Raw genomic sequence first — 21,156 nt, forward strand, 5'->3', positions numbered from 1 at the left:
CCTTTTTTATGGTTGCGTCTAAAATCGATAAAAGTCCATTTTTTTTAACATTTGTCCAGCTAAATCTGCTTTTAATCTAATAAATTTCAACACCGCAGTACACCTTTCTAGTTTTGTCCTTGAGACACTATAATAAGAGCAAATGAAATTTGGGGCAGCAAAGAAACAAGTGGTTGTGCGCGAGTACCACTTGGATGCGGGTATAATACAAGTCTTTGAAGACTATATTGTTTCGCATTTTAACGAGGGTACTACATTAACTCTTGAGCGTTTGTATCAACTTATTGGAATTACAGAAATCCATTTTAGGGAAAGGCCCTTTGCATACATCAGTTATAGAAAAAATTCTTTTGCTATAGACCCCATTATTTATACGTACCTAAGAGAACTAGATAACCTTAAAGCATTGGCGGTTGTATCTAAAAAAGAAATAGACATGCACAACTTTAAGATTGAAAAACTATTTTATAAGAAACAAATGGAGTTTTTTATAGAATACGAAAACGCGATTGCATGGGCTCAAAAAAAGGTAAAAGCAAAAAAGAAATAAAAAACCCTTATAGCTGCACCTCCTCTTGTTGTCCTTGCTGTTGTGGCTGTTCACGTTTAAACAATTCAACAAAAGAAGCACCAATACCATCAATAATCTTACTCGCGGTTAACGCTTCATACCCCATATTGGCAACAGACATATCTGCCGATAGGCCATGTAAATAATTTGCCATAACGCTTGCCGCCAGAACATCATAGCCCTGTGCTATTAACCCAGTTACCATACCTGCTAAAACATCACCAGAACCTCCTGTGGCCATACCCGGATTTCCAGTGGAGTTAATATAGCCAACGCCATTATAAAAACAGATAGTATGAGCGCCCTTTAAGACCAATACACTTTTGGTTTGCTCACTGAATTTTTTTGCTTTATCTAACTTTTCAAAATCACTTGACCATGCACCAACCAAACGCTCAAATTCTTTTGGATGTGGTGTAAAAACAGACCCCTCAGGCACCAATTCCAACAGTTCTCTATTATCTGACAACAAGTTTAAAGCGTCAGCATCTAAAACCAACGGTAATTTATTCTTCTTTAAAAAATTGACTAGTGCTAATTTGGAATCTTCTTGCTGCCCTAAACCAATTCCCAAACAAATTACATTTACTTGTTCTGGCACTTCAATAGCGCTAATCTGCTTTTCTTGTTCGTCTGTTAATACCATAACTTCTGGTAAAGCGGTTTGCAACGGCAAGTAACCGCACGCCGGAACAAAAGCAGTAACCAAGCCAGCCCCTACCGTTAATGTAGCTTTTGCCGCCAAATGTACAGCCCCAATTTTACCATAACTGCCACCTACAATTAATGCGTGACCGTACGTTCCTTTATGAGAGAATTTTAATCGTGGCCTATATAAGGCAGCTACCTCAGGCTTACCTATATATTGGTATGCCGTAGGAGCATTATAAATAAATTCAGCGTCTAAACCAATATCCAGCAGTTCCCAATGGTTTAAATAACTTGCCGTCTTTGGTAAAAAAAAGGGAAGTTTAGGAGTCTGAAAACTTAAAACAACATCAGCTTTAATCACATTTGCTTCACTAGAGGGGGCTTGCTCCATAAACAAACCAGAAGGCACATCTACACTTAATACAAAAGCACCAGAACCATTAATATGGCTTAATACTTTTACCACCCAAGGTTCAGGGTCTCTATTAAGGCCTATTCCAAATATGGCATCTATAACTACATCGTCCTTACTAATTGGGGTTAAGTGTAAGTTATCATCTATGAATTCTGGCCATAGCTTACGCTCTTTTAAACGATCTAGGTTTATTAAAAAATCCTTAGAACGTTTTTCGCTATAATTTACTACATAGACCGCTACATTATAATAATGCTCCTTAAGCATCCTGGCAACGGCCAAACCATCCCCTCCGTTATTACCAATTCCGCAGAAAACATGAATTTTTATTGGATTACCCTGTAACCTAGTATGTATCCAATTAAAAACTTGGTCAGCAGCTCGTTCCATGAGCATATCACTGGTAATTCCGTATTTCTTTATTGTGAAATTGTCAGCCTCATGTACTTGTTTTGCAGATAAAATTTTCATTATATAAGAATGATTGTATTAAATTGATAATATCGTAAAAATAAGACGAATCTATTTGATGCCTATTTGCTATACACTACTTTTGGTATAGATAATTGAAGCATGCAATTTAAGCAATCGGACATTAAAACAACTTTTTCACATGGTAATTTCAACTTCCGTACAATTACCACTACAACCCCTTTGGGGTAATCTATATATATACTTTCCGTCCTTATTTCAATTAAATTCGTTTAAATCTAAATTTCATTTCACATGAAAACCCTAAAATTTGGTGGCACTTCTGTCGCCAATGCCAATAATATAAAACTTGTAAAAGCTATAGTTGAACAAAACCAAGAACGAACTATTGTGGTGGTTTCCGCTTTTGGTGGCGTTACCGATTTATTATTAAACGCCTTAGACCTAGCTGCCAAGAACGATATAGGCTACAAAGAAATTCTTTCGCAAATAGAAGAAAGACACTTTAACGCTATTAAATTACTATTTCCTGTTGCCATACATAGCGGAATAATTAGCAAGGTAAAGAGCGAACTCAATGATTTGGAAACCTTACTAGAAGGGGCTTTTTTAATTGGTGAAACCACGCAACGCCTTTCTGATAAAGTGGTAAGCTATGGCGAATTACTTTCTTCTTATTTAATAAGTGAACATTTTAAGGCCGAAGGCTTAGATGCGATTCTCAAAAATGGAAGAGAACTTATAGTTACCAATGACAAATTTGGTAATGCATCCGTAAATTTTAGTAATACCAATGAACAAGTTGCTGCATTTTTTGAAAACAATCCGCACCATATTACCATTGTACCGGGTTTTGTGGCAGCAACAGAAGAAGGAGACGCCACAACATTAGGTAGAGGGGGTTCTGATTTTACCGCGGCCATTCTAGCAGCAGCAACAAATAGTGAAATTTTAGAAATCTGGACAGATGTTAGCGGTATGTATACCGCCAATCCAAAATTGGTAAAGCAGGCTAAATGTGTTGCCCATATATCTTATGAAGAAGCTATGGAGTTATCACATTTTGGTGCCAAAGTGCTCTACCCTCCTACTATACAACCCGTTTTAAATAAAGAGATACCTATAGTCATAAAAAACACTTTTGAACCAGAACAAGAAGGAACTTTAATTACAAAGAACACTAATGGAGAAGGTAAAACCGTAAGAGGTATAAGCCATATTGGAAACATTAGTCTGTTGTCTTTAGAAGGTCCCGGAATGGTAGGTATTCCAGGTATTTCTAAACGTTTTTTTGAAACAATAAGCCAAATTGGGGTTAGCGTAGTTTTAATTACCCAAGCCTCTTCTGAACATTCTATTTGCATTGGTATTGCAGATAAGGATGTTGCCAACGCCTCTAAAGCGGTAAACCTAGCGTTTGAATACGAGATTGCTTCCAATAAAATACATCCGGTAAAAGTAGAAACAGACTTAGCTATTGTTGCCTTAGTAGGCGACAACATGAAAAGCCATCAAGGGCTTAGCGGAAAAATGTTTTCTACGTTAGGAAAAAATAACGTGAATATTAGGGCTATAGCTCAAGGTGCTTCTGAGCGTAATATCTCTACCGTAATTGATAAAAAGGATATTAAAAAGGCATTAAATGCATTGCACGAAGCCTTTTTTGAAGAGAATATAAAACAATTGAACCTCTTTGTTATGGGCTGTGGCAACGTAGGTTCCAAATTATTGCAACAATTACAGCAACAGCATAGTTATTTAAAGAAGGAATTAAAACTAAATGTGCGTGTTATAGGTATTGCTAATTCTAGAAAAATGGTCTTTCAAGAAAGTGGTATAGATCTATCTAATTGGCAAAATGCCTTAGATTCTGGTACTAAAGCTAGCCAAGACGCATTTATTACCAAAATTAAAGACTTAAATTACCGCAACAGCATTTTTGTAGATAATACCGCAAATGCTACTGTTGCAGCAACCTATAATAACTATTTAAAGAGCAGTATCTCAGTGGTTACCTGCAATAAAATTGCCTGCTCTAGCGAATATCAAAATTACCTTTCGCTTAAGCAATTAGCCAAAAAATACAACGCTCCTTTTTTGTTTGAGACCAACGTTGGGGCAGGTTTACCAATCTTGGATACCCTAAAACATTTAATTGTTTCTGGTGATAAAGTAAAGAAAATACAGGCTGTGCTTTCTGGTAGTTTAAATTTTGTGTTCAATAATTTTAATGGTGAAACCACTTTTCATGATGTTGTTAAACAAGCACAAGAACAAGGTTACACAGAACCAGACCCTACAATAGATTTAAGTGGAATTGATGTTGCCCGTAAAATTCTAATACTCGCTAGAGAAAGTGGTTACCAGTTAGAATTAACGGATATTGAAAACGAAGCTTTTTTACCTGAAGAGAGTTTACAAACCAACTCTAATGAGGCCTTTTTTAAAACCTTGATTAAATATGAAGCAGATTTTCAAAAGCGCTATAAGAATGCAGCCGATAAAGGGTGTAAACTTAAATATGTAGCACAATTTGAAAATGGCAAAGCCAAGGTTGGTTTACAAGAAATTCCGCAAGGGCATGATTTCTACAACTTAGAAGGTAGTGACAATATTGTTTTATTTTACACGGAGCGATACCCACAACAACCTTTGATAATTAAAGGAGCCGGTGCCGGAGCAGATGTAACGGCGTCTGGTATTTTTGCGGACATTGTTAGAATTGGTAATTTTTAGGTATGGAAGAAATTCAACTATTTTGCCCTGCCACAATTGCCAATGTTTCTTGTGGTTTTGATGTTCTTGGTCTGGCTTTGGAAACTGTTGGGGATACCATGATAGTCCGTAAAAAAAAGGAACCAGGTATAACTATCACCAAAATTACCGGTCAAGATTTACCCTTGGCAACAGAAAAAAATGTGGCAGGCGTGGCAGGCTTGGCACTTTTAGAAGCATCTGATTATAAGGGCGGATTTGAAATAGAAATCCATAAAAAAATAAAACCCGGTAGCGGCATTGGTAGTAGCGCTGCCAGTTCTGCAGGTGCTGTAGTGGGCATGAACATTTTACTGGACAATCCGTTTAATTTTACCCAACTAACCACTTTTGCCATGCAGGGCGAAAAATTAGCCAGTAATGTTGCTCATGCAGACAATGTGGCTCCTGCCATCTTTGGTGGTTTTACTTTAGTACGCAGTTACAGCCCATTAGATATAGTACCCATACCCACGCCTAAAGAATTATATGCAACGGTAGTACATCCACAGATAGAAGTAAAAACTTCTGACTCCAGGAAAATTCTAAAAAATACATTTTCCCTTGAGCAGGGAATTAAACAATGGGGTAATATGGGTGGTTTGGTTGCCGGCCTATACACTTCAAATTACAATCTAATTGGCCGTTCGTTAGAAGACCATATAATAGAGCCTATACGTTCTATATTGATACCAGAATTTAAAAAAGTTACCGAAAGTGTAAAAGAAACTGGTGCATTAGGTGCCGGTATTTCTGGTTCTGGCCCTTCTATTTTTGCATTGAGCAAAGGCGAGGATATGGCTAAACAAGTTGCAGAAACCATAAAAACAATTTACAGTAAAACGGGGATAGATTTTGATATCCATGTTTCTAAAATAGCATCCTCAGGGGTACACAAAATTTTATAGAATGACATACTATAGCCTAAACGATAAATCTTATACCGCAACTTTTAAAGAGGCTGTGATAGCCGGTATTGCCCCAGATAAAGGTTTGTATTTTCCAGAACAAATAACACCACTACCAGAATCATTTTTTAAGAATATAACGGCCCTTAGTAAAGAGGAAATTGCATTTAATGCCATTCATCAATTTGTAGCTGATGAAATTCCAAACCAACGTCTACGTGAAATATTGGCCAATGTATTAGATTTTGATTTTCCTATAGTGCCAATTGAAAAAAATGTAGCAACCTTAGAATTGTTTCACGGCCCAACCATGGCTTTTAAAGATGTAGGAGCTCGTTTTATGGCCAATTGCTTAGGCTATTTTTCTGAGGGTAATGATGAAGAAGTCACAGTTCTAGTGGCTACATCTGGTGATACAGGTGGCGCTGTAGCTAACGGTTTTTTAGGTGTAAAAGGGGTTCGTGTGGTTATCCTATACCCTAGTGGTAAGGTCAGCGATATTCAAGAAAAGCAATTAACTACACTAGGGCAAAACATAACGGCAATTGAAGTAAATGGTGTTTTTGATGACTGCCAGAGTATGGTAAAAACGGCATTTTTAGATACGGACATTACCAAAGTTAGGAAGCTAACTTCTGCCAATAGCATCAATGTAGCCCGTTGGCTCCCTCAACTCTTATACTATTTATTTGCCTATAAACAAGCAAAAGAACAGGGCCAAGAAATTGTTTTTTCCGTTCCATCTGGAAATTTTGGAAACATTTGTGCCGGTATGGTAGCCCAAAAGTTAGGAATGCCCGTAAAGCACTTTGTGGCCGCAACAAATGTAAATGATGTGGTACCTCAGTTTATGGCGTCAAAAGGCAAATATAGACCTAAACCATCTACAGCTACTATTAGCAATGCAATGGATGTGGGCGATCCCAGTAATTTTATACGAATACAGCAATTATATGATAATGCATTTGAAACGCTTTCTAAAAGCCTTTCTTCCTATTCTTTTACAGACCAGGAAACAAAAGCTTCCATGAAAAAAATTTATGAAGAAACAGGTTACGTAGCGGATCCGCATGGAGCCGTAGGTTATCTTGGGCTTAAAAAGTTCCAAGAAACCAACCCAAACACCTATGGCATATTTTTAGAAACAGCGCATCCTGTTAAATTTTTACCCGTGGTAAAAGAAACGCTTGGTATAGAACCAGAAATTCCACCACAGATTATGAAGGTCATGAATGGGAAAAAAGAAGCTATTACAATAACCTCTTATAAAGAACTAAAAACCTATCTGTTAAAATCATAATGACAAATAGCCACGTTTTAACCCAGCTAGATTTAATATTTTTGCGCAGACTAAATTTCAACTAATGAAAAAAACTGCTTTAAACGATACACACGTTGCCTTGGGTGCTAAAATGGTACCCTTTGCTGGTTACGAAATGCCTGTTTCCTATGAAGGGGTTAATGCCGAGCATGAAACCGTCCGTAATGGAGTGGGTGTTTTTGATGTTTCCCACATGGGAGAGTTTCTGATAGAAGGACCTAACGCATTGGCCTTAATTCAAAAAATCAGTTCTAATGATGCCAGTAAACTCACGGTTGGTAAAGCACAATATAGTTGTATGCCCAATGAAACGGGTGGTGTGGTAGACGATTTAATCATCTATCGTGTTAAAGAAGAAACCTTTTTATTGGTTGTAAACGCGGCTAACATAGAAAAAGATTGGAATCATATTTCTAAATACAACAAGGAATTTGAAGCCAACATGAAAGATTTATCCGAAGGTTACTCACTTTTGGCCATTCAGGGTCCAAAAGCTCTTGAAGCTATGCAATCTTTAAGTTCGCATGATTTATCCGCTATCAGCTTCTACAACTTTGTAGTTGGGGATTTTGCCGGAATAGAACATGTAATTATTTCAGCAACAGGTTACACGGGATCCGGTGGGTTTGAGATTTATTGTAAGAACGCTGAAGTACAGCAAGTCTGGGACAAGGTTTTTGAAGCAGGTAAAGCTTATGGAATTAAGCCTATTGGTTTAGCCGCTAGAGATACTTTACGTTTAGAGATGGGGTATTGTTTGTATGGTAATGATATAGACGATTCTACTTCGCCTTTAGAAGCTGGTTTAGGATGGATTACCAAATTCAGCAAAGATTTTGTTAATTCGGATGCATTGGCCCAACAAAAAGAAAATGGGGTTTCTAAAAAGTTGGTGGCTTTTGAAATGTTAGAAAAAGCAATACCCAGACAAGGGTATGCAATTGTGGCAGATAATACCACTGTTGGCACCGTTACCTCTGGTACCATGTCTCCTTCTCTTAATAAAGGCATTGGATTAGGGTACGTACCTACCAATATGGCCAAACCTGGCACCCAAATACACATTCAAATACGTAAAAAGACAGTGCCGGCACAAGTGGTAAAATTACCCTTTTATAAGGTTTAAACAGAAACGAAAACTATATTAAAGCATCCTACCTTTGTAAAAGATAGGATGTTTGTTTTTTTAAATAAAGGAGAAAGCGGATTTGAGTAGTAGAGAAAAAGGAAAAAAAATACTGATTTTAGGTGGTAGCGGTTTTATAGGTAATGCCTTGTATAAAGAACTTAGGGGTTATTTTGATACGTATGGCACCTATTGCACCAACCCTACGTTTAGGAATAATCAGCAATTTTATCCTTACAATATGGTAGAGGACGATGTTTTTCCAATTTTGGAAAAAATAAAGCCCGATATTATCATCTCTGCCGTGAGGGGCGATTTTGCCGCCCAGCTTATTGCCCACCAACATTTGGTAGAATACGTGTCTGAGAATGATGCCAAAATACTATTCATATCATCGGCCAATGTATTTGACGCCTACAGCAAGTTTCCATCGTACGAATATGACAAAACCTTGTCTGGAAGTATTTATGGAAAATTGAAAATTAGGATAGAGAACATGCTCATGAGAATACCTCAAGAGAAAATGGCCATACTAAGGGTTTCTATGGTTTTTGGCAATGCATCCCCTCGTCTTAAAGAAATAAGAACGGCTTTACAAGAAAAAGAACCTATCGAGGTGTTTCCAAATTTAATAACCAATGTTATCGATGATGATAAATTATCTCAACAAATACATTACATCATAAACCAAAACCTTTATGGTATTTATCACCTTGGAAGTAAAGATTTGGTACATCATGAAGATTTTATAAAAGAAACCATTCAAAATCTTGGTAACTTTCACCCTATCCTTAAAAAAGTTTACACAACTAATGATGACCGTTACCTAGCTGCGTTACCCAAAAATCACCTACTACCCAAAAACCTACAATTTGGTTATCAAGAAGTTATAGACCATCATCTACCTATAGAATAATGCTTAATTTTAGGTCATGGAAAAATTGACCGAAAAAGAAATTACGGAAAAATTGACCCACTTAAAAGGTTGGGACTACAAAGACAATTGCATTCAAAAAAACTATGAGTTTAAAAATTTTAAGCAAGCATTTGCTTTTATGACCAGAGTTGCGTTTGAATGCGAAGCACAAAACCATCATCCAGATTGGGAAAATGTATACAATTCCGTAAGCATAAAATTGAACACACATGATGCTGGTGGCGTTACCCAAAAAGATTTTGACCTTGCCAAAACTATTCAAGATTTAGCCTAGGCTCAAATTTGTATTTCATAGTCTTGATTGATTAAATTTGTCGCTATCATAAAAATTAAAGTGTAAACATGGGAAGAGCTTTTGAGTTTAGAAAAGCCAGAAAAATGAAACGTTGGGCAGCAATGTCCAAAGCGTTTACCAGAATTGGCAAAGACATCGTTATGGCAGTTAAAGAAGGTGGCCCAGACCCGGATGCCAACTCTAGACTGCGTGCGGTAATACAGAACGCCAAGTCTGTAAACATGCCCAAAGACAATATAGAAAGAGCCATTAAAAGAGCTTCTGACAAAAGTCAGGGAGATTATAAAGAAGTACTTTTTGAAGGCTATGCGCCACATGGCATTGCTATCTTAATAGAAACGGCTACAGATAATAATACCCGTACCGTGGCCAATATTAGAAGTTATTTTAACAAATGTAATGGTAGCTTAGGTACTTCTGGATCTGTAGAGTTTATGTTTGACCATACCTGCAATTTTAGGATTAATGGAGAAGGCCTAGACCCAGAAGAATTAGAATTGGAGTTAATAGATTTTGGTGCCGAAGAAGTTTTTGTAGATGAAGACGGTATTTTAATATATGCTCCTTTTGAAAGTTTTGGAGATTTACAAAAAGAGTTGGAATCTAGAGAAATTGAGATATTATCTTCTGGTTTTGAACGTATACCACAAGTAACCAAAGAACTAAACGAAGAGCAAGTTGCAGATGTAGAAAAGTTATTGGAAAAGATAGAAGAAGACGATGACGTACAGAACGTATACCATACTATGAAAGAATAGTACACTTATACTAAACAAATTACAATAAGAAAGCCGCTACTTAGCGGCTTTCTTGTTTATACGATAATGATGTTAACGTTTTAGTAAATCATGTACTTTAATCATTTCTTCAACGGTAAACTCTTTTTCTTTAAACCAATCATGCGCAGCAATACGCCTATTCTCTATCTGAGCGCAACGTATAGCATCTAAACTAACCAAATGCCAGTGAACCCCTTTTTTTCTATACACGGAATAGCCAACATCTTCCATAATAAAAGACTCCTTTGGTATATTTATTAAGCGAACTCCGTTCTTTAAAATTGCCAACGTTTTGGTAAGTTCTACTACAACAGAAAAAGAATATCTTTTAAAATCTGCAAAGCCATTCTGCCTTACATTATATACTTTATCTCCTATTTCTAATGGTCTCATACTACGGTTTACACCACAAATATACTGGTATGGCATACGCAAGAAAAGTAGTTTTAAAGTGGTTTATTAACATATTTATAACAGTTTAAAAAAGAGCTTTATACCTAAAAATTACACGCCAAACATATATTTTTTATACATTGTAGCTTGTAACAAAACCGTGGTAATGCGCCTGCATTTATTAGACCGTTCTAGCATAGATAATACCTCCGTAACCGTTTCTCACAATTGTTACCCTCATTTTCTAAAAATTTGGCATTTCCATGAAGAATTGGAACTGGTTTACATCTTAAAAAGTTCAGGAACTCGTTTTATTGGTGATCATATTGGCAAATTTGACCGCGGAGAACTTGTTTTAATTGGTAAAAACGTACCACATATGTGGCTAAATGACGACTCCTATTTTGATAAAGAGAATCCTTTAGAAGCAGAGGCGGTTGCTATTCATTTTAAAGAAAATTTTGCCGGAAATACGTTCTTTTCATTACCAGAAATGCGGACCATTTCTAAATTGCTTTCTAAAGCGAGCCAAGGCATTCGTTTTTATGACCTTTCAAACACGCTTAAAAATAACCTTCTAAATCTTAGCAATCATAATCCTGCCATTCGTTTATTACGAATTTTGGAAATTCTGCTAGAATTGGCACAATCGGAATCTTTTGAAATACTCTCTAGCAATGGGTTTATCAATACGTTTCATAAAACTGCAGACCATAAAATGAATAATATTTATGAGTTTGTATTCAACAACTTTCACAACGCCATTAGTGCTAAAGATGTTGCTAATCACATCCACATGAATCCGTCCGCTTTTAGCCGTTTTTTTAAAAATACCCACAGAAAGCCGTTTACGCGTTTTTTAAATGAAATTCGGGTGGGTTTTGCCTGCAAACTCCTTTTGGAAAACAAAGAAAGTATAACGCATATTGCTTTCATAAGTGGTTTTGGCAATATTTCTAATTTCAACAGACAATTTAAATTGATCAAAGGAGAAACGCCGCGCTCTTATTTAAAAAGGCATCAGGAACATTTCTAAAATTGCAAAAAAAGTATAGGTTTATGCGTTTTATTAGGTGGTATTGTCAAAAATAGGCTACTACTTTTGATTAAAACAGTAACAAATGTCTAAACCCGTAACAATTACTGCCGTAATTGCTCGCGATATTCGCTTTCCTACCAGCAAATCTTTAGATGGCTCAGATGCCATGAATCCAGACCCAGACTATTCTGCCGCCTATGTAATTTTAGAAACAGATGTGCAAGACTTAGAAGGTCATGGTTTAACCTTTACCATTGGTAGGGGCAATGAATTATGCACCAAAGCAATTGAATCGTTGGCCCATTTGGTTGTTGGTAAAACTTTAGAAAGCTTTACGAGCAACATGGGTGCTTTTTGGAAAATGATAACCGGAGATAGCCAACTAAGATGGTTAGGGCCAGAAAAAGGCGTTATACATTTAGCTACAGGTGCCGTGGTAAATGCCGTATGGGATCTATATGCCAAATTGGCTCAAAAACCACTTTGGAAACTTTTGGCAGATATGTCCCCAGAAGAACTGGTCAATTGTGTAGATTTTACTTATATCACAGACGCCATTACACCAGATGAAGCCCTTAATCTACTTAAAAGTAAGGCAAAATCTAAGGCAGAGCGTATTACGTATTTAAAAGAAAATGGTTATCCCGCCTATACTACTTCCGCTGGTTGGTTGGGCTATTCTGATGATAAAATGAGAAGGTTGTGTAGAGAAGCTAAAGAAAGTGGTTTCAAACACATGAAAATCAAGGTAGGTTCAGACCTTAAGGATGATATGAGAAGAGCCTCCATTATTAGAGAAGAAATTGGGGACGATTTAAAGTTAATGATGGACGCCAACCAAAAATGGGATGTAGACGAAGCCATTGCCAACATGGAATCGTTAAAAGAATTTAACCCATGGTGGATAGAAGAACCAACGAGTCCCGATGATATCCTAGGACATGCCAAAATTGCTAGAGCTGTAAAACCTATAGAAGTAGCAACAGGGGAACATTGCCAAAACAGGGTTATTTTTAAACAATTGATGCAAGCAGGTGCCTTAGGTATTTGTCAAATTGATAGTTGTAGGGTTGGTGGCGTAAACGAAATTTTGGCCATACTTTTAATGGCGGCCAAATTTGACATTCCCGTTTGCCCCCATGCCGGTGGAGTTGGTCTTTGTGAATACGTACAACATTTATCTATGATAGATTACATTGCCATAAGTGGTAAATTAGATGATCGTATCATTGAGTTTGTAGATCATTTACATGAACATTTTATAGAACCTGTAGTCATTAAAAACGGCGCCTATATGCCTCCTAAACTACCTGGCTATAGTATTACCATGAAAAACAAATCTTTGGATACCTATGAGTTTCCAAATGGTGATTTTTGGAAAGAAGAATTAAAAACTAAAGTATCATGAAGTTTAACCTAACCGGAAAACATGCCTTAGTAACTGGTGGCGGTAGCGGCATTGGACAGGCCATAGCCAAAACTTTTGCAGAACAAGGTGCCACCGTCCATATTATTGAGCTTAGCAAAGAAAATGCCGTAGATACATTACTACAAATAGAAAAGAAAAAGGGTAAAGCTTTTGCCTACACCTGTAACGTAGTTGATCAGCAACAAGTATTAAATACGGTAAACAGCATTGCTCAAGAACACCCCTTATCCATATTAATAAATAATGCTGGTATTGCGCATGTAGGAAATATTGAACAAACCACGGAAGAAGATTTAGACCGGGTTTATAATGTTAATGTAAAAGGCGCCTATAATTGTATGTATGCCATGGTGCCACACCTTAAAGAGAACGGCGGGGTTATTATTAACATGGCTTCTATAGCGTCTTCTGTAGGCATAACTGACCGTTTTGCTTATTCTATGAGTAAAGGGGCTATATTAACCATGACGTATTCCATAGCCAAAGATTACGTGAACCATAATATAAGATGCAACAGTATTTCACCCGCACGTGTGCATACTCCCTTTGTAGATGGCTTTTTAAAGGCAAATTATCCAGGACAGGAAGAGGAAATGTTCAAAAAACTATCGGCTACGCAACCTATTGGAAGAATGGGAAAACCAGAGGAGATTGCTAACTTGGCACTATACTTATGCTCAGAAGAAGCATCTTTCATTACGGGAACCGATTTTCCAATAGATGGTGGATTTATAAAATTAAACGGATAAAACACTAAAAATGAAATTAATACGCTTTGGCGCACCCGGCCAAGAAAAACCGGGCATATTAACAGATGAGAACATAAGACTAGATGTTTCCGGATTTGTTTCAGATTACGATGAGGCTTTCTTTGAAAACGACGGTCTCTCTAAATTAGCCCAATACGTGGCCAAAAACGAAACTTCTTTACCCGTAATTAATGATCAAGAAAGGTTAGGGGCGCCAATAAAAAGACCATCAAAAATAGTATGTGTTGGCTTAAATTACGCCAAGCACGCAGCAGAAAGTGGTATGGCCTTGCCAAAAGAACCTGTATTGTTTTTTAAAGCTACCTCTGCTATTTGCGGCCCAAATGACCCGGTAATAATTCCAAGAAATAGTGAAAAAACAGATTGGGAAGTAGAGTTAGCCGTGGTAATTGGAAAAAAAGCTAGCTACGTAACCAAAGAAAATGCCATGGACTATGTTGCAGGTTATGCGTTGCATAACGACTATAGCGAACGTGCTTTTCAATTAGAAAAAGAAGGGCAATGGGTAAAAGGTAAAAGCTGCGATACATTTGCGCCCATAGGCCCATTTTTGGCAACTAAAGAAGAAGTGCCTAATCCGCATAATCTAAACTTATGGCTAAAAGTTAATGGTAAACTTTTACAGGATAGCAATACGGAAGATTTAATCTTTGACATTCCACATTTAGTAAGTTACATAAGCGAATACATGACACTATTACCAGGAGATATCATTTCTACGGGCACACCTTTTGGTGTAGGCCTTGGTTTTGATCCTCCACGCTACCTTAAGCCAGGAGATGTAGTAGAGTTAGGTATAGACAAATTAGGTGTTTCGTCTCAAATAGCGCAAGCCCACAGCTAATGATAATAGACAGCCATCAACATTTTTGGGAATATGACCCGGTCCGAGATGCTTGGATAGATGATTCTATGCAGGTTATTAGGCGTAATTTTCTACCAGAAGATTTATTACCCATCTATCAGGCCAATAGTGTTGATGGCTGTATTGCCGTACAAGCAGACCAATCTTTAAAAGAAACCGATTTTCTTCTAAAGTTAGCAGCGAACAATTCATTTATAAAAGGTGTTGTTGGCTGGGTAGACCTTTGCGATATTTCCGTAGAAGAAAGCTTGGCACATTACAATACTTTCAATTCTTTTAAAGGGGTTAGGCATATTTTGCAGGCAGAAAACCAAGGTTTTATGCTAAGTGATCCATTTTTAAATGGAATTAGTAAATTGGAAAAGTATGGCTTAACCTATGATATTTTAATTTTTCCTAATCAATTACAAGCGGCAAAAAAATTGGTGAAGAAATTTCCCAACCAGTTTTTTGTAGTAGACCATTTGGCAAAACCCTACATTAAAGACGGTCGCATCTTAGATTGGAAAGAAGACCTCAAAGACTTAGCACAATTACCCAATGTTTATTGTAAACTATCTGGCTTAGTAACCGAAGCAACTTGGGACAAATGGATTCCAAATGATTTTGAACCTTATTTAGATGTAGTATTTGAGGCGTTTGGTTGCGATAGATTATTATTCGGTTCAGATTGGCCGGTATCCAATCTAGCTGCAAATTTTAAAGAGGTCTTATCCATTGTTGACAATTATATAGCTACTTTAACTGCTAATGAAAGAAGTAAAATCATGGCCAAAAATGCCATTCAATTTTATAAGCTATAAAGATTAACTAAACCGCTTACACAAACGTAGAATGGATTTAAACTTAAAAAATAAAGTTATATTGATAACCGGCGGTTCTTCTGGTATTGGTAGGGGTATTGCCCTTACCCTGGCCCAAGAAGGCGCTAACCTTTTTATAGTTGGTAGAAACGAAACCAACCTAAAATCTGTTATAGAAGAATTACAACAATTTGGTGTAAGGGCAGCGTACTGCACGGCAGAACTTACCTTACCAGAAGATTGTAAAAAAGCTATTGACCAATGCTTAGCAGTTTTTGGAACAATAGATGGTTTGGTAAATAATGCAGGAGTTAATGATTCTGTTGGCTTAGAGACGGGAAACCATGAAGAATTTATGCGTTCTATCTCTAGAAACCTTACCCACTATTACATGATGGCGCATTATGCCCTACCCCAATTAAAATTAAGTAAAGGTGCAATTGTTAATATTGGCTCCAAAACATCAATAACGGGTCAAGGAGGCACCTCTGGTTATGCTGCAGCCAATGGTGGCCGTAATGCACTTACCCGAGAATGGGCGGTAGAGCTACTACCCTACTCCATTAGAGTAAATGCGGTAATAGTTGCGGAATGTTATACCCCGTTGTACGAGAGATGGATAAGCTCTTTACCCAATTCCAAAGAACGGTTAGAAGAAATCAATAATAAAATTCCTTTGGAAAATAGAATGACCACTGAATTTGAAATTGGAAGTACGGTGGCATTTTTGCTTTCCAATAAATCTAGCCATACCACAGGGCAATTACTTTTTGTAGATGGTGGTTACACCCATCTAGATAGAGCCCTATAAACTGCAAACCACAAACAAACAACTAAAAACTAGAATGAAAATAGAGCAAAAACCGGCCGTTGTTGCCAAGAAAACACTAATTCCGTTTATTTTAATCACTTCCTTATTTGCGCTTTGGGGGTTTGCCAATGCGGTTACAGATCCAATGGTACAAGCTTTTAAAAAGGTATTAGAGCTTTCTAATGCCCAGGCAGCATGGGTACAAATGGCTTTTTATGGTGGTTATTTCTGTATGGCTTTACCTGCAGCATTGTTCGTTAGAAAATTTTCTTATAAGATTGGCGTATTAATTGGCTTGGCGCTCTATGCCGTTGGCGCTTTACTATTTTATCCAGCGGCCATAACCGAACAGTTTTGGTTCTTTTGCTTAGGCCTCTATATTTTAACCTTTGGCCTAGCTTTTTTAGAAACTACCGCCAACCCTTACATCCTTGCAATGGGAGACCCAAAAACCGCAACACAAAGATTAAATCTTGCCCAAGCGTTTAATCCTGTAGGGTTATTATTAGGCCTTTTTGTAGCCCAACAATTTGTTTTAAAAAACCTACAGTCCGACGACATTGATAACTATGCCGCCTTAAGCGAAACCAAAAAAGCAATGATAAGAACCGCGGATTTAATGGTTATACGTGACCCTTATGTAATTCTAGGACTCGTAATCATAGGTATTTTTGTGCTAATTGCCGTGAGTAAAATGCCCCAAACCAAAGGGGATGGCAACATACCTAGTATTGCCCAAACTTTTAATTCCCTTAAAAAGAATAAAAATTACGTGTTTGGTGTACTTTCTCAAGTATTCTACGTAGGAGCCCAAATCATGTGTTGGACATACATTTACCAATATGCCGAAGCTATAGGAATCTCTAGTGAGCGTGCGGCCAACTATCAATTTGCAGCCTTTATCTTATTCTTGGTGGGCCGTGTTATTGGTACCTATTTACTGCGTTTTATTTCTTCGGGGAAACTACTTAAGTTCTATGCAATTGCTGCAATATTAAGTGCCGTAGTAACCATAACCGTACAAGGCATTGTTGGTCTTTATGGTTTAGTATGCATAACCTTGTTTATGAGCGTAATGTTCCCAACTATTTATGGGATTGCATTAGAAGGATTAAAAGAAGAAGAATCTAAGATTGGTGCGGCAGGTTTGGTTATGGCCATAGTTGGCGGGGCCTTAATGCCAAATTTACAGGGCAGAATTATAGACATTGGCGGTTATGGAGTAAACGACACCCAAATTTTAGGGATAACCGAGATTAATTTTTCATTTATTCTACCCTTAGGGTGCTTCATCGTTATTGCCTTTTATGGTAATTATGCGCAAAAACTATTTGATAAATAAAATGAAAAAACAAAGGCATTGCTTTGCTTTAGACCTAATAGACGATGCCGAATTAATAGCGGCGTATAAAAAACATCATACTAAAGTCTGGCCAGAAATTATCAGCAGTATAAAATCCGCAGGTATTATAGATTTAGAAATCTATCTGGTTGCGAACAGACTTTTTATGATAATGGAAACAGAAGACAATTTTTCTTTTGAATTGAAAGAAGAAATGGATAAAAAAAATACCAAAGTACAAGAGTGGGAAACACTTATGTGGAAATACCAAAAAGCATTACCGCTTGCAAAACCAGGAGAAAAATGGCAATTAATGGACTTGATTTTTAAATTATGAGTAGCAAAAAGTGGACAATTAATAACGCCTACCCTTCTGTTACGGATTTGCGGAATAAAGCAAAACGAAAAATTCCAAAATTTGCTTTTGAGTATCTAGATGGTGGTTGCAACGAAGATGTTAATCTTATTAAAAACACTACGGATATAAGGGAGGTAGAACTTTTACCGAGCTATTTAACCAAACACCAAGGCTCTACCATGCAAACAGAATTGTTTGGCCATAAATATGATGCTCCCTTTGGTATAGCGCCAGTTGGTCTTCAAGGTTTAATGTGGCCCAATGCACCAGAAATACTCGCTAAGGCCGCTTTTGAGCATAATATACCTTTTATTTTAAGTACGGTAACTACAAGCAGCATTGAGCGCATTTCTGAAATAACGGAAGGTAAAGCATGGTTTCAGCTGTATCATCCTACCGAGAATAAGTTACGGGACGATATTATAAATAGAGCCGCAGCGGCTTCTTGTCCTGTTTTGGTAATTCTATGTGATGTACCCACCTTTGGGTTTAGACCTAGAGATATACGAAATGGATTGGCCATGCCACCCAAAATGAGCCTAAGTAATATTTTACAAATTTTGGGCAAACCAGAATGGGCCTACAAAACCCTTGTTCACGGTCAACCTAATTTTGAAACACTTAAACCTTATATGCCCAAAAACCTAGATTTAAAACAACTAGGTAAGTTTATGGACCAAACGTTTTCGGGCAGGTTAAACGAAGAAAAGATTAAGCCCATAAGAGATATGTGGAAGGGTAAATTGGTTTTAAAAGGCGTTGCTACGGAGATGGATGCCGAAAAAGCCATACGTTTGGGCCTAGACGGTATTATAGTTTCTAACCATGGAGGTAGGCAATTAGATGCAGGAGAATCTACCATTAAACCCTTAACAAGAATTGCCGAAAAATATGGAGACCAAATAAAAGTAATGATGGACAGTGGTTTACGCTCTGGACCAGATGTTGCTAGAACAATGGCATCTGGCGCAGCTTTTACTTTTTTAGGCAGATCTTTTATGTATGGTGTGGCTGCGCTGGGTAGCAAAGGAGGAGACCACACCATTTCATTACTTAAGACCGAATTACAACAGGTTATGGAACAAATTTGTTGCGAAGAAGTAGCCGATTTTCCAAATCACTTAAACACTTTATAATATAAAAAAGGCTGCCTATTGGCAGCCTTTTTTTCTCAATCCAAATACATCTAACTTAATTGTTATATAAGTATAATGAAGCTGCTGCTTCTAAATCATTAACCAATGCTGGCGCAATATCTCCTGTTGCTTCTAAAGCTCCCGTAAAACCTAAAACTTTACCGTTACCAATTTCCGCAACATACACTGTTTTGGTTTTATGGTCGTAGGCAACATCAATTGGATTACCCATTTGAGTTGCAGCTCCTGCCACCCTTAATTGATTGGCCAACGCCAAAGTTCCTCCATTTTCTACAGCATCTAACATGGCTGTTGCGTTCATGGTTACCTGAAATCCGCCATCGTCCGTGGTATTTGCAGCATCCCCTATATCTGTTAAAACCAAGACATCATCTGCGGCACTGTAGGTTATACCATGGGTTCTTACTATGCCTTCTACCGTTATACGTTTAGTTGCGGTAAGCGTACCATCTGCAATATTGGAGAAGAAATCGCCATAAATTGCCAAATCGCTTGTAGTATCAACAACTGCTAATAAATCATTTCCTTTAAAAGCAATTCCCCACACCGGAAAGCCTGTTTCAAAAACACCTTCTATTGTAAAGCTGCCATTGGTATAGGTATATACAAACAGCTTATTTTCACCATTATCTGCTACCACAACTTTGTCACCGTAAACTGCTATTTCTCTTGGGCTATTTAAATCTGCCATGCTCTGGGAGTCTGGAGAAATCATAGCTGCATCCATATTATTAGAAAAATCCGCAAAAGCTTCTACCATTAGATTAGAGCGTGAAGCTTGAAAAACCATATCGTTCAAAGCAGAATAATAAATACCTTCTGTAGCCGTAGATGTTGTTTCTACTGTTTTAATTGCTCCGGTTAATAGATCGTAAACCGTGATATCACCATTTGCCGTGCTCGTAGTAAATAAGGTAGATGAGAAGTTCATAGAAGCAACGCCAAAATCCATATCCGTTTCATCACTAGAAAAGAAAATAGAAGATGTAGAGGTAAGGTCCTTATTAAAACTTGGTGAAAGATTACCACCGTTATCAATATTTGTAAAGCCCAATACTTTTCCAGTTCCTATGTCGGAGATATAAACTGCATCCGTTTCTGAATCATAGGCAACATCTATAGGATTACCCATTAGGGTTGCATCACCGGCCACCCTTGTTTGCATACTGGTAGGCAATATATCACCGTCTGATAAAGCGTCAAATTTTGTAGAAAAATTGTTTATGACATGAAAACCGCCATCATCTGTAGTATTAGCTGCATCACCAATATCTGTCATTACCATGGTATCATCCGTACCACTATACGCCAATCCATGCGTTCTAACTATACCAGCTATTGTAACTCTTTTATTAGGAGCCATTACACCAGTTGATGCATTTGCGACAAAATCATAGTAAACCGCTAAATCACTAGACTTATCTACTACTGCATATAAATCATCGCCTTTAAAGGTAATACCCCATAATGCAAAAGGCACTTCTACCGTAGCATCTAAGGTAAACCCAGCTGTATTTTTGGTGTATACAAAAAGCTTATTGCTTCCGTTGTCCGCAACCACATAAGTGTTACCCTTTACCGCCAATTCCCTTGGACTTTCTAAATCTGCATTAGCACTTAAAGTAACAGAAACAGCCGTATTTGCCGTTACCGTACTTACTTCTGAATAGGCCTCCAATGCCAAACCTGATCTTGAAGCTTGAACCACTAAATCTTCGGTAGCATCATAATAAATACCCTCTGCCGCTGTTGAATTGGTATTTAATGTAACCTGTGAATCATTAGTTAAATCAAAAATGGTAATGTCCCCATTTTCATTGTTTGTAGTATACAATTGTGCGCGTCTACCCTCTTGCATACCGTCATCTTCCATAACCATCATTTCAGAATCATCATCGCTACAGGCAGTAAAAACTAAAGCCGTACATGCCGATAATAACAATGATCTTCCCGTTAGTGTTTTTAAAACTTTCATAAGAATCTGTTTAATTGTTCTAAAG

20 protein-coding genes are annotated in these 21,156 nt (G+C 37.4%); 17 read left to right on the forward strand and 3 right to left on the reverse strand.

What is annotated here, in order from left to right; genetic code table 11:
* Positions 1-142: 142 nt before the first annotated feature.
* A complete protein-coding gene (locus tag ACXAGS_RS12275) occupies positions 143-550 on the forward strand; it encodes an STAS/SEC14 domain-containing protein (RefSeq protein ID WP_474907083.1) in 408 nt (135 codons plus the stop codon).
* A gap of 7 nt (positions 551-557) precedes the next feature.
* Here the strand turns inward: ACXAGS_RS12275 and ACXAGS_RS12280 are convergent, their stop codons facing one another.
* A complete protein-coding gene (locus ACXAGS_RS12280; protein ID WP_474907084.1) occupies positions 558-2,108 on the reverse strand; it encodes an NAD(P)H-hydrate dehydratase in 1,551 nt (516 codons plus the stop codon).
* 255 nt (positions 2,109-2,363) lie between these two features.
* Here ACXAGS_RS12280 and thrA point away from each other — a divergent pair, with 255 nt between their 5' ends.
* From thrA to ACXAGS_RS12315, 7 genes are all read left to right on the forward strand, one after another.
* Positions 2,364-4,805, forward strand: a complete 2,442-nt coding sequence (thrA, locus tag ACXAGS_RS12285; protein ID WP_474907085.1) for a bifunctional aspartate kinase/homoserine dehydrogenase I — start codon at positions 2,364-2,366, stop codon at positions 4,803-4,805.
* Positions 4,806-4,807: 2 nt separating this feature from the next.
* Positions 4,808-5,731, forward strand: coding sequence for a homoserine kinase (locus tag ACXAGS_RS12290; protein ID WP_474907087.1), 924 nt, complete (start codon positions 4,808-4,810; stop codon positions 5,729-5,731).
* A gap of 1 nt (position 5,732) precedes the next feature.
* Positions 5,733-7,031, forward strand: a complete 1,299-nt coding sequence (thrC, locus tag ACXAGS_RS12295; protein ID WP_474907089.1) for a threonine synthase — start codon at positions 5,733-5,735, stop codon at positions 7,029-7,031.
* Between the two features lie 64 nt (positions 7,032-7,095).
* Positions 7,096-8,178, forward strand: coding sequence for a glycine cleavage system aminomethyltransferase GcvT (gene gcvT, locus ACXAGS_RS12300; protein WP_474907090.1), 1,083 nt, complete (start codon positions 7,096-7,098; stop codon positions 8,176-8,178).
* A gap of 82 nt (positions 8,179-8,260) precedes the next feature.
* On the forward strand, positions 8,261-9,094 hold the full coding sequence (locus ACXAGS_RS12305; protein ID WP_474907091.1) for a sugar nucleotide-binding protein: 834 nt from the start codon (positions 8,261-8,263) through the stop codon (positions 9,092-9,094).
* Between the two features lie 16 nt (positions 9,095-9,110).
* Positions 9,111-9,389 carry a 4a-hydroxytetrahydrobiopterin dehydratase gene (locus ACXAGS_RS12310; RefSeq protein WP_474907093.1) on the forward strand — a complete coding sequence of 93 codons (279 nt, stop codon included), beginning with the start codon at positions 9,111-9,113 and terminating at the stop codon, positions 9,387-9,389.
* Positions 9,390-9,457: 68 nt separating this feature from the next.
* Complete coding sequence (locus ACXAGS_RS12315; RefSeq protein WP_474907094.1) at positions 9,458-10,168, forward strand: YebC/PmpR family DNA-binding transcriptional regulator; 711 nt, start codon at positions 9,458-9,460, stop codon at positions 10,166-10,168.
* A gap of 72 nt (positions 10,169-10,240) precedes the next feature.
* On the opposite strand, the gene ACXAGS_RS12320 is transcribed toward ACXAGS_RS12315, so the two are convergent.
* Positions 10,241-10,582 carry a pyruvate kinase gene (locus ACXAGS_RS12320; protein ID WP_474907095.1) on the reverse strand — a complete coding sequence of 114 codons (342 nt, stop codon included), beginning with the start codon at positions 10,580-10,582 and terminating at the stop codon, positions 10,241-10,243.
* 166 nt (positions 10,583-10,748) lie between these two features.
* Here ACXAGS_RS12320 and ACXAGS_RS12325 point away from each other — a divergent pair, with 166 nt between their 5' ends.
* From ACXAGS_RS12325 to ACXAGS_RS12365, 9 genes are all read left to right on the forward strand, one after another.
* Positions 10,749-11,618: an AraC family transcriptional regulator gene (locus ACXAGS_RS12325; RefSeq protein WP_474907097.1), complete on the forward strand. Its 870-nt coding sequence runs from the start codon at positions 10,749-10,751 to the stop codon at positions 11,616-11,618.
* A gap of 85 nt (positions 11,619-11,703) precedes the next feature.
* Complete coding sequence (locus ACXAGS_RS12330; protein ID WP_474907098.1) at positions 11,704-13,029, forward strand: L-fuconate dehydratase; 1,326 nt, start codon at positions 11,704-11,706, stop codon at positions 13,027-13,029.
* Positions 13,026-13,799, forward strand: coding sequence for an SDR family NAD(P)-dependent oxidoreductase (locus tag ACXAGS_RS12335; RefSeq protein WP_474907100.1), 774 nt, complete (start codon positions 13,026-13,028; stop codon positions 13,797-13,799). Before ACXAGS_RS12330 ends, ACXAGS_RS12335 begins: the two co-directional genes overlap by 4 nt.
* 10 nt (positions 13,800-13,809) lie before the next feature.
* Positions 13,810-14,664 carry a fumarylacetoacetate hydrolase family protein gene (locus ACXAGS_RS12340; protein ID WP_474907101.1) on the forward strand — a complete coding sequence of 285 codons (855 nt, stop codon included), beginning with the start codon at positions 13,810-13,812 and terminating at the stop codon, positions 14,662-14,664.
* Positions 14,664-15,488 (forward strand): amidohydrolase family protein, encoded by an 825-nt coding sequence (locus tag ACXAGS_RS12345; RefSeq protein WP_474907102.1) that lies wholly within the window; start codon positions 14,664-14,666, stop codon positions 15,486-15,488. Before ACXAGS_RS12340 ends, ACXAGS_RS12345 begins: the two co-directional genes overlap by 1 nt.
* A 31-nt stretch (positions 15,489-15,519) precedes the next feature.
* Positions 15,520-16,299, forward strand: a complete 780-nt coding sequence (locus tag ACXAGS_RS12350) for an L-fucose dehydrogenase (protein ID WP_474907104.1) — start codon at positions 15,520-15,522, stop codon at positions 16,297-16,299.
* Between the two features lie 34 nt (positions 16,300-16,333).
* Entirely contained in the window at positions 16,334-17,641 is a 1,308-nt protein-coding gene (gene fucP, locus ACXAGS_RS12355; protein ID WP_474907106.1) for an L-fucose:H+ symporter permease, read from the forward strand.
* A gap of 1 nt (position 17,642) precedes the next feature.
* Entirely contained in the window at positions 17,643-17,978 is a 336-nt protein-coding gene (locus ACXAGS_RS12360) for an L-rhamnose mutarotase (protein ID WP_474907107.1), read from the forward strand.
* On the forward strand, positions 17,975-19,135 hold the full coding sequence (locus ACXAGS_RS12365; protein WP_474907108.1) for an alpha-hydroxy acid oxidase: 1,161 nt from the start codon (positions 17,975-17,977) through the stop codon (positions 19,133-19,135). The genes ACXAGS_RS12360 and ACXAGS_RS12365 overlap by 4 nt, the downstream gene beginning before the upstream one ends.
* Positions 19,136-19,190: 55 nt before the next feature.
* Here the strand turns inward: ACXAGS_RS12365 and ACXAGS_RS12370 are convergent, their stop codons facing one another.
* Positions 19,191-21,131: a YncE family protein gene (locus ACXAGS_RS12370; RefSeq protein WP_474907110.1), complete on the reverse strand. Its 1,941-nt coding sequence runs from the start codon at positions 21,129-21,131 to the stop codon at positions 19,191-19,193.
* Positions 21,132-21,156 lie beyond the last annotated feature (25 nt).

The organism is Croceivirga sp. ABH4_376 (assembly GCF_056160685.1).

Coding starts and splice junctions, on each gene's coding strand:
- ACXAGS_RS12365 (WP_474907108.1), top strand. CDS start 17,975: ATGAGTAGCAAAAAGTGGACAATTAATAACGCCTACCCTTCTGTTACG.
- ACXAGS_RS12345 (WP_474907102.1), top strand. CDS start 14,664: ATGATAATAGACAGCCATCAACATTTTTGGGAATATGACCCGGTCCGA.
- thrA (WP_474907085.1), top strand. CDS start 2,364: ATGAAAACCCTAAAATTTGGTGGCACTTCTGTCGCCAATGCCAATAAT.
- ACXAGS_RS12320 (WP_474907095.1), bottom strand. CDS start 10,582: ATGAGACCATTAGAAATAGGAGATAAAGTATATAATGTAAGGCAGAAT.
- gcvT (WP_474907090.1), top strand. CDS start 7,096: ATGAAAAAAACTGCTTTAAACGATACACACGTTGCCTTGGGTGCTAAA.
- ACXAGS_RS12340 (WP_474907101.1), top strand. CDS start 13,810: ATGAAATTAATACGCTTTGGCGCACCCGGCCAAGAAAAACCGGGCATA.
- thrC (WP_474907089.1), top strand. CDS start 5,733: ATGACATACTATAGCCTAAACGATAAATCTTATACCGCAACTTTTAAA.
- ACXAGS_RS12310 (WP_474907093.1), top strand. CDS start 9,111: ATGGAAAAATTGACCGAAAAAGAAATTACGGAAAAATTGACCCACTTA.
- ACXAGS_RS12330 (WP_474907098.1), top strand. CDS start 11,704: ATGTCTAAACCCGTAACAATTACTGCCGTAATTGCTCGCGATATTCGC.
- ACXAGS_RS12370 (WP_474907110.1), bottom strand. CDS start 21,131: ATGAAAGTTTTAAAAACACTAACGGGAAGATCATTGTTATTATCGGCA.
- ACXAGS_RS12360 (WP_474907107.1), top strand. CDS start 17,643: ATGAAAAAACAAAGGCATTGCTTTGCTTTAGACCTAATAGACGATGCC.
- ACXAGS_RS12335 (WP_474907100.1), top strand. CDS start 13,026: ATGAAGTTTAACCTAACCGGAAAACATGCCTTAGTAACTGGTGGCGGT.
- fucP (WP_474907106.1), top strand. CDS start 16,334: ATGAAAATAGAGCAAAAACCGGCCGTTGTTGCCAAGAAAACACTAATT.
- ACXAGS_RS12315 (WP_474907094.1), top strand. CDS start 9,458: ATGGGAAGAGCTTTTGAGTTTAGAAAAGCCAGAAAAATGAAACGTTGG.
- ACXAGS_RS12350 (WP_474907104.1), top strand. CDS start 15,520: ATGGATTTAAACTTAAAAAATAAAGTTATATTGATAACCGGCGGTTCT.
- ACXAGS_RS12280 (WP_474907084.1), bottom strand. CDS start 2,108: ATGAAAATTTTATCTGCAAAACAAGTACATGAGGCTGACAATTTCACA.
- ACXAGS_RS12275 (WP_474907083.1), top strand. CDS start 143: ATGAAATTTGGGGCAGCAAAGAAACAAGTGGTTGTGCGCGAGTACCAC.
- ACXAGS_RS12325 (WP_474907097.1), top strand. CDS start 10,749: ATGCGCCTGCATTTATTAGACCGTTCTAGCATAGATAATACCTCCGTA.
- ACXAGS_RS12290 (WP_474907087.1), top strand. CDS start 4,808: ATGGAAGAAATTCAACTATTTTGCCCTGCCACAATTGCCAATGTTTCT.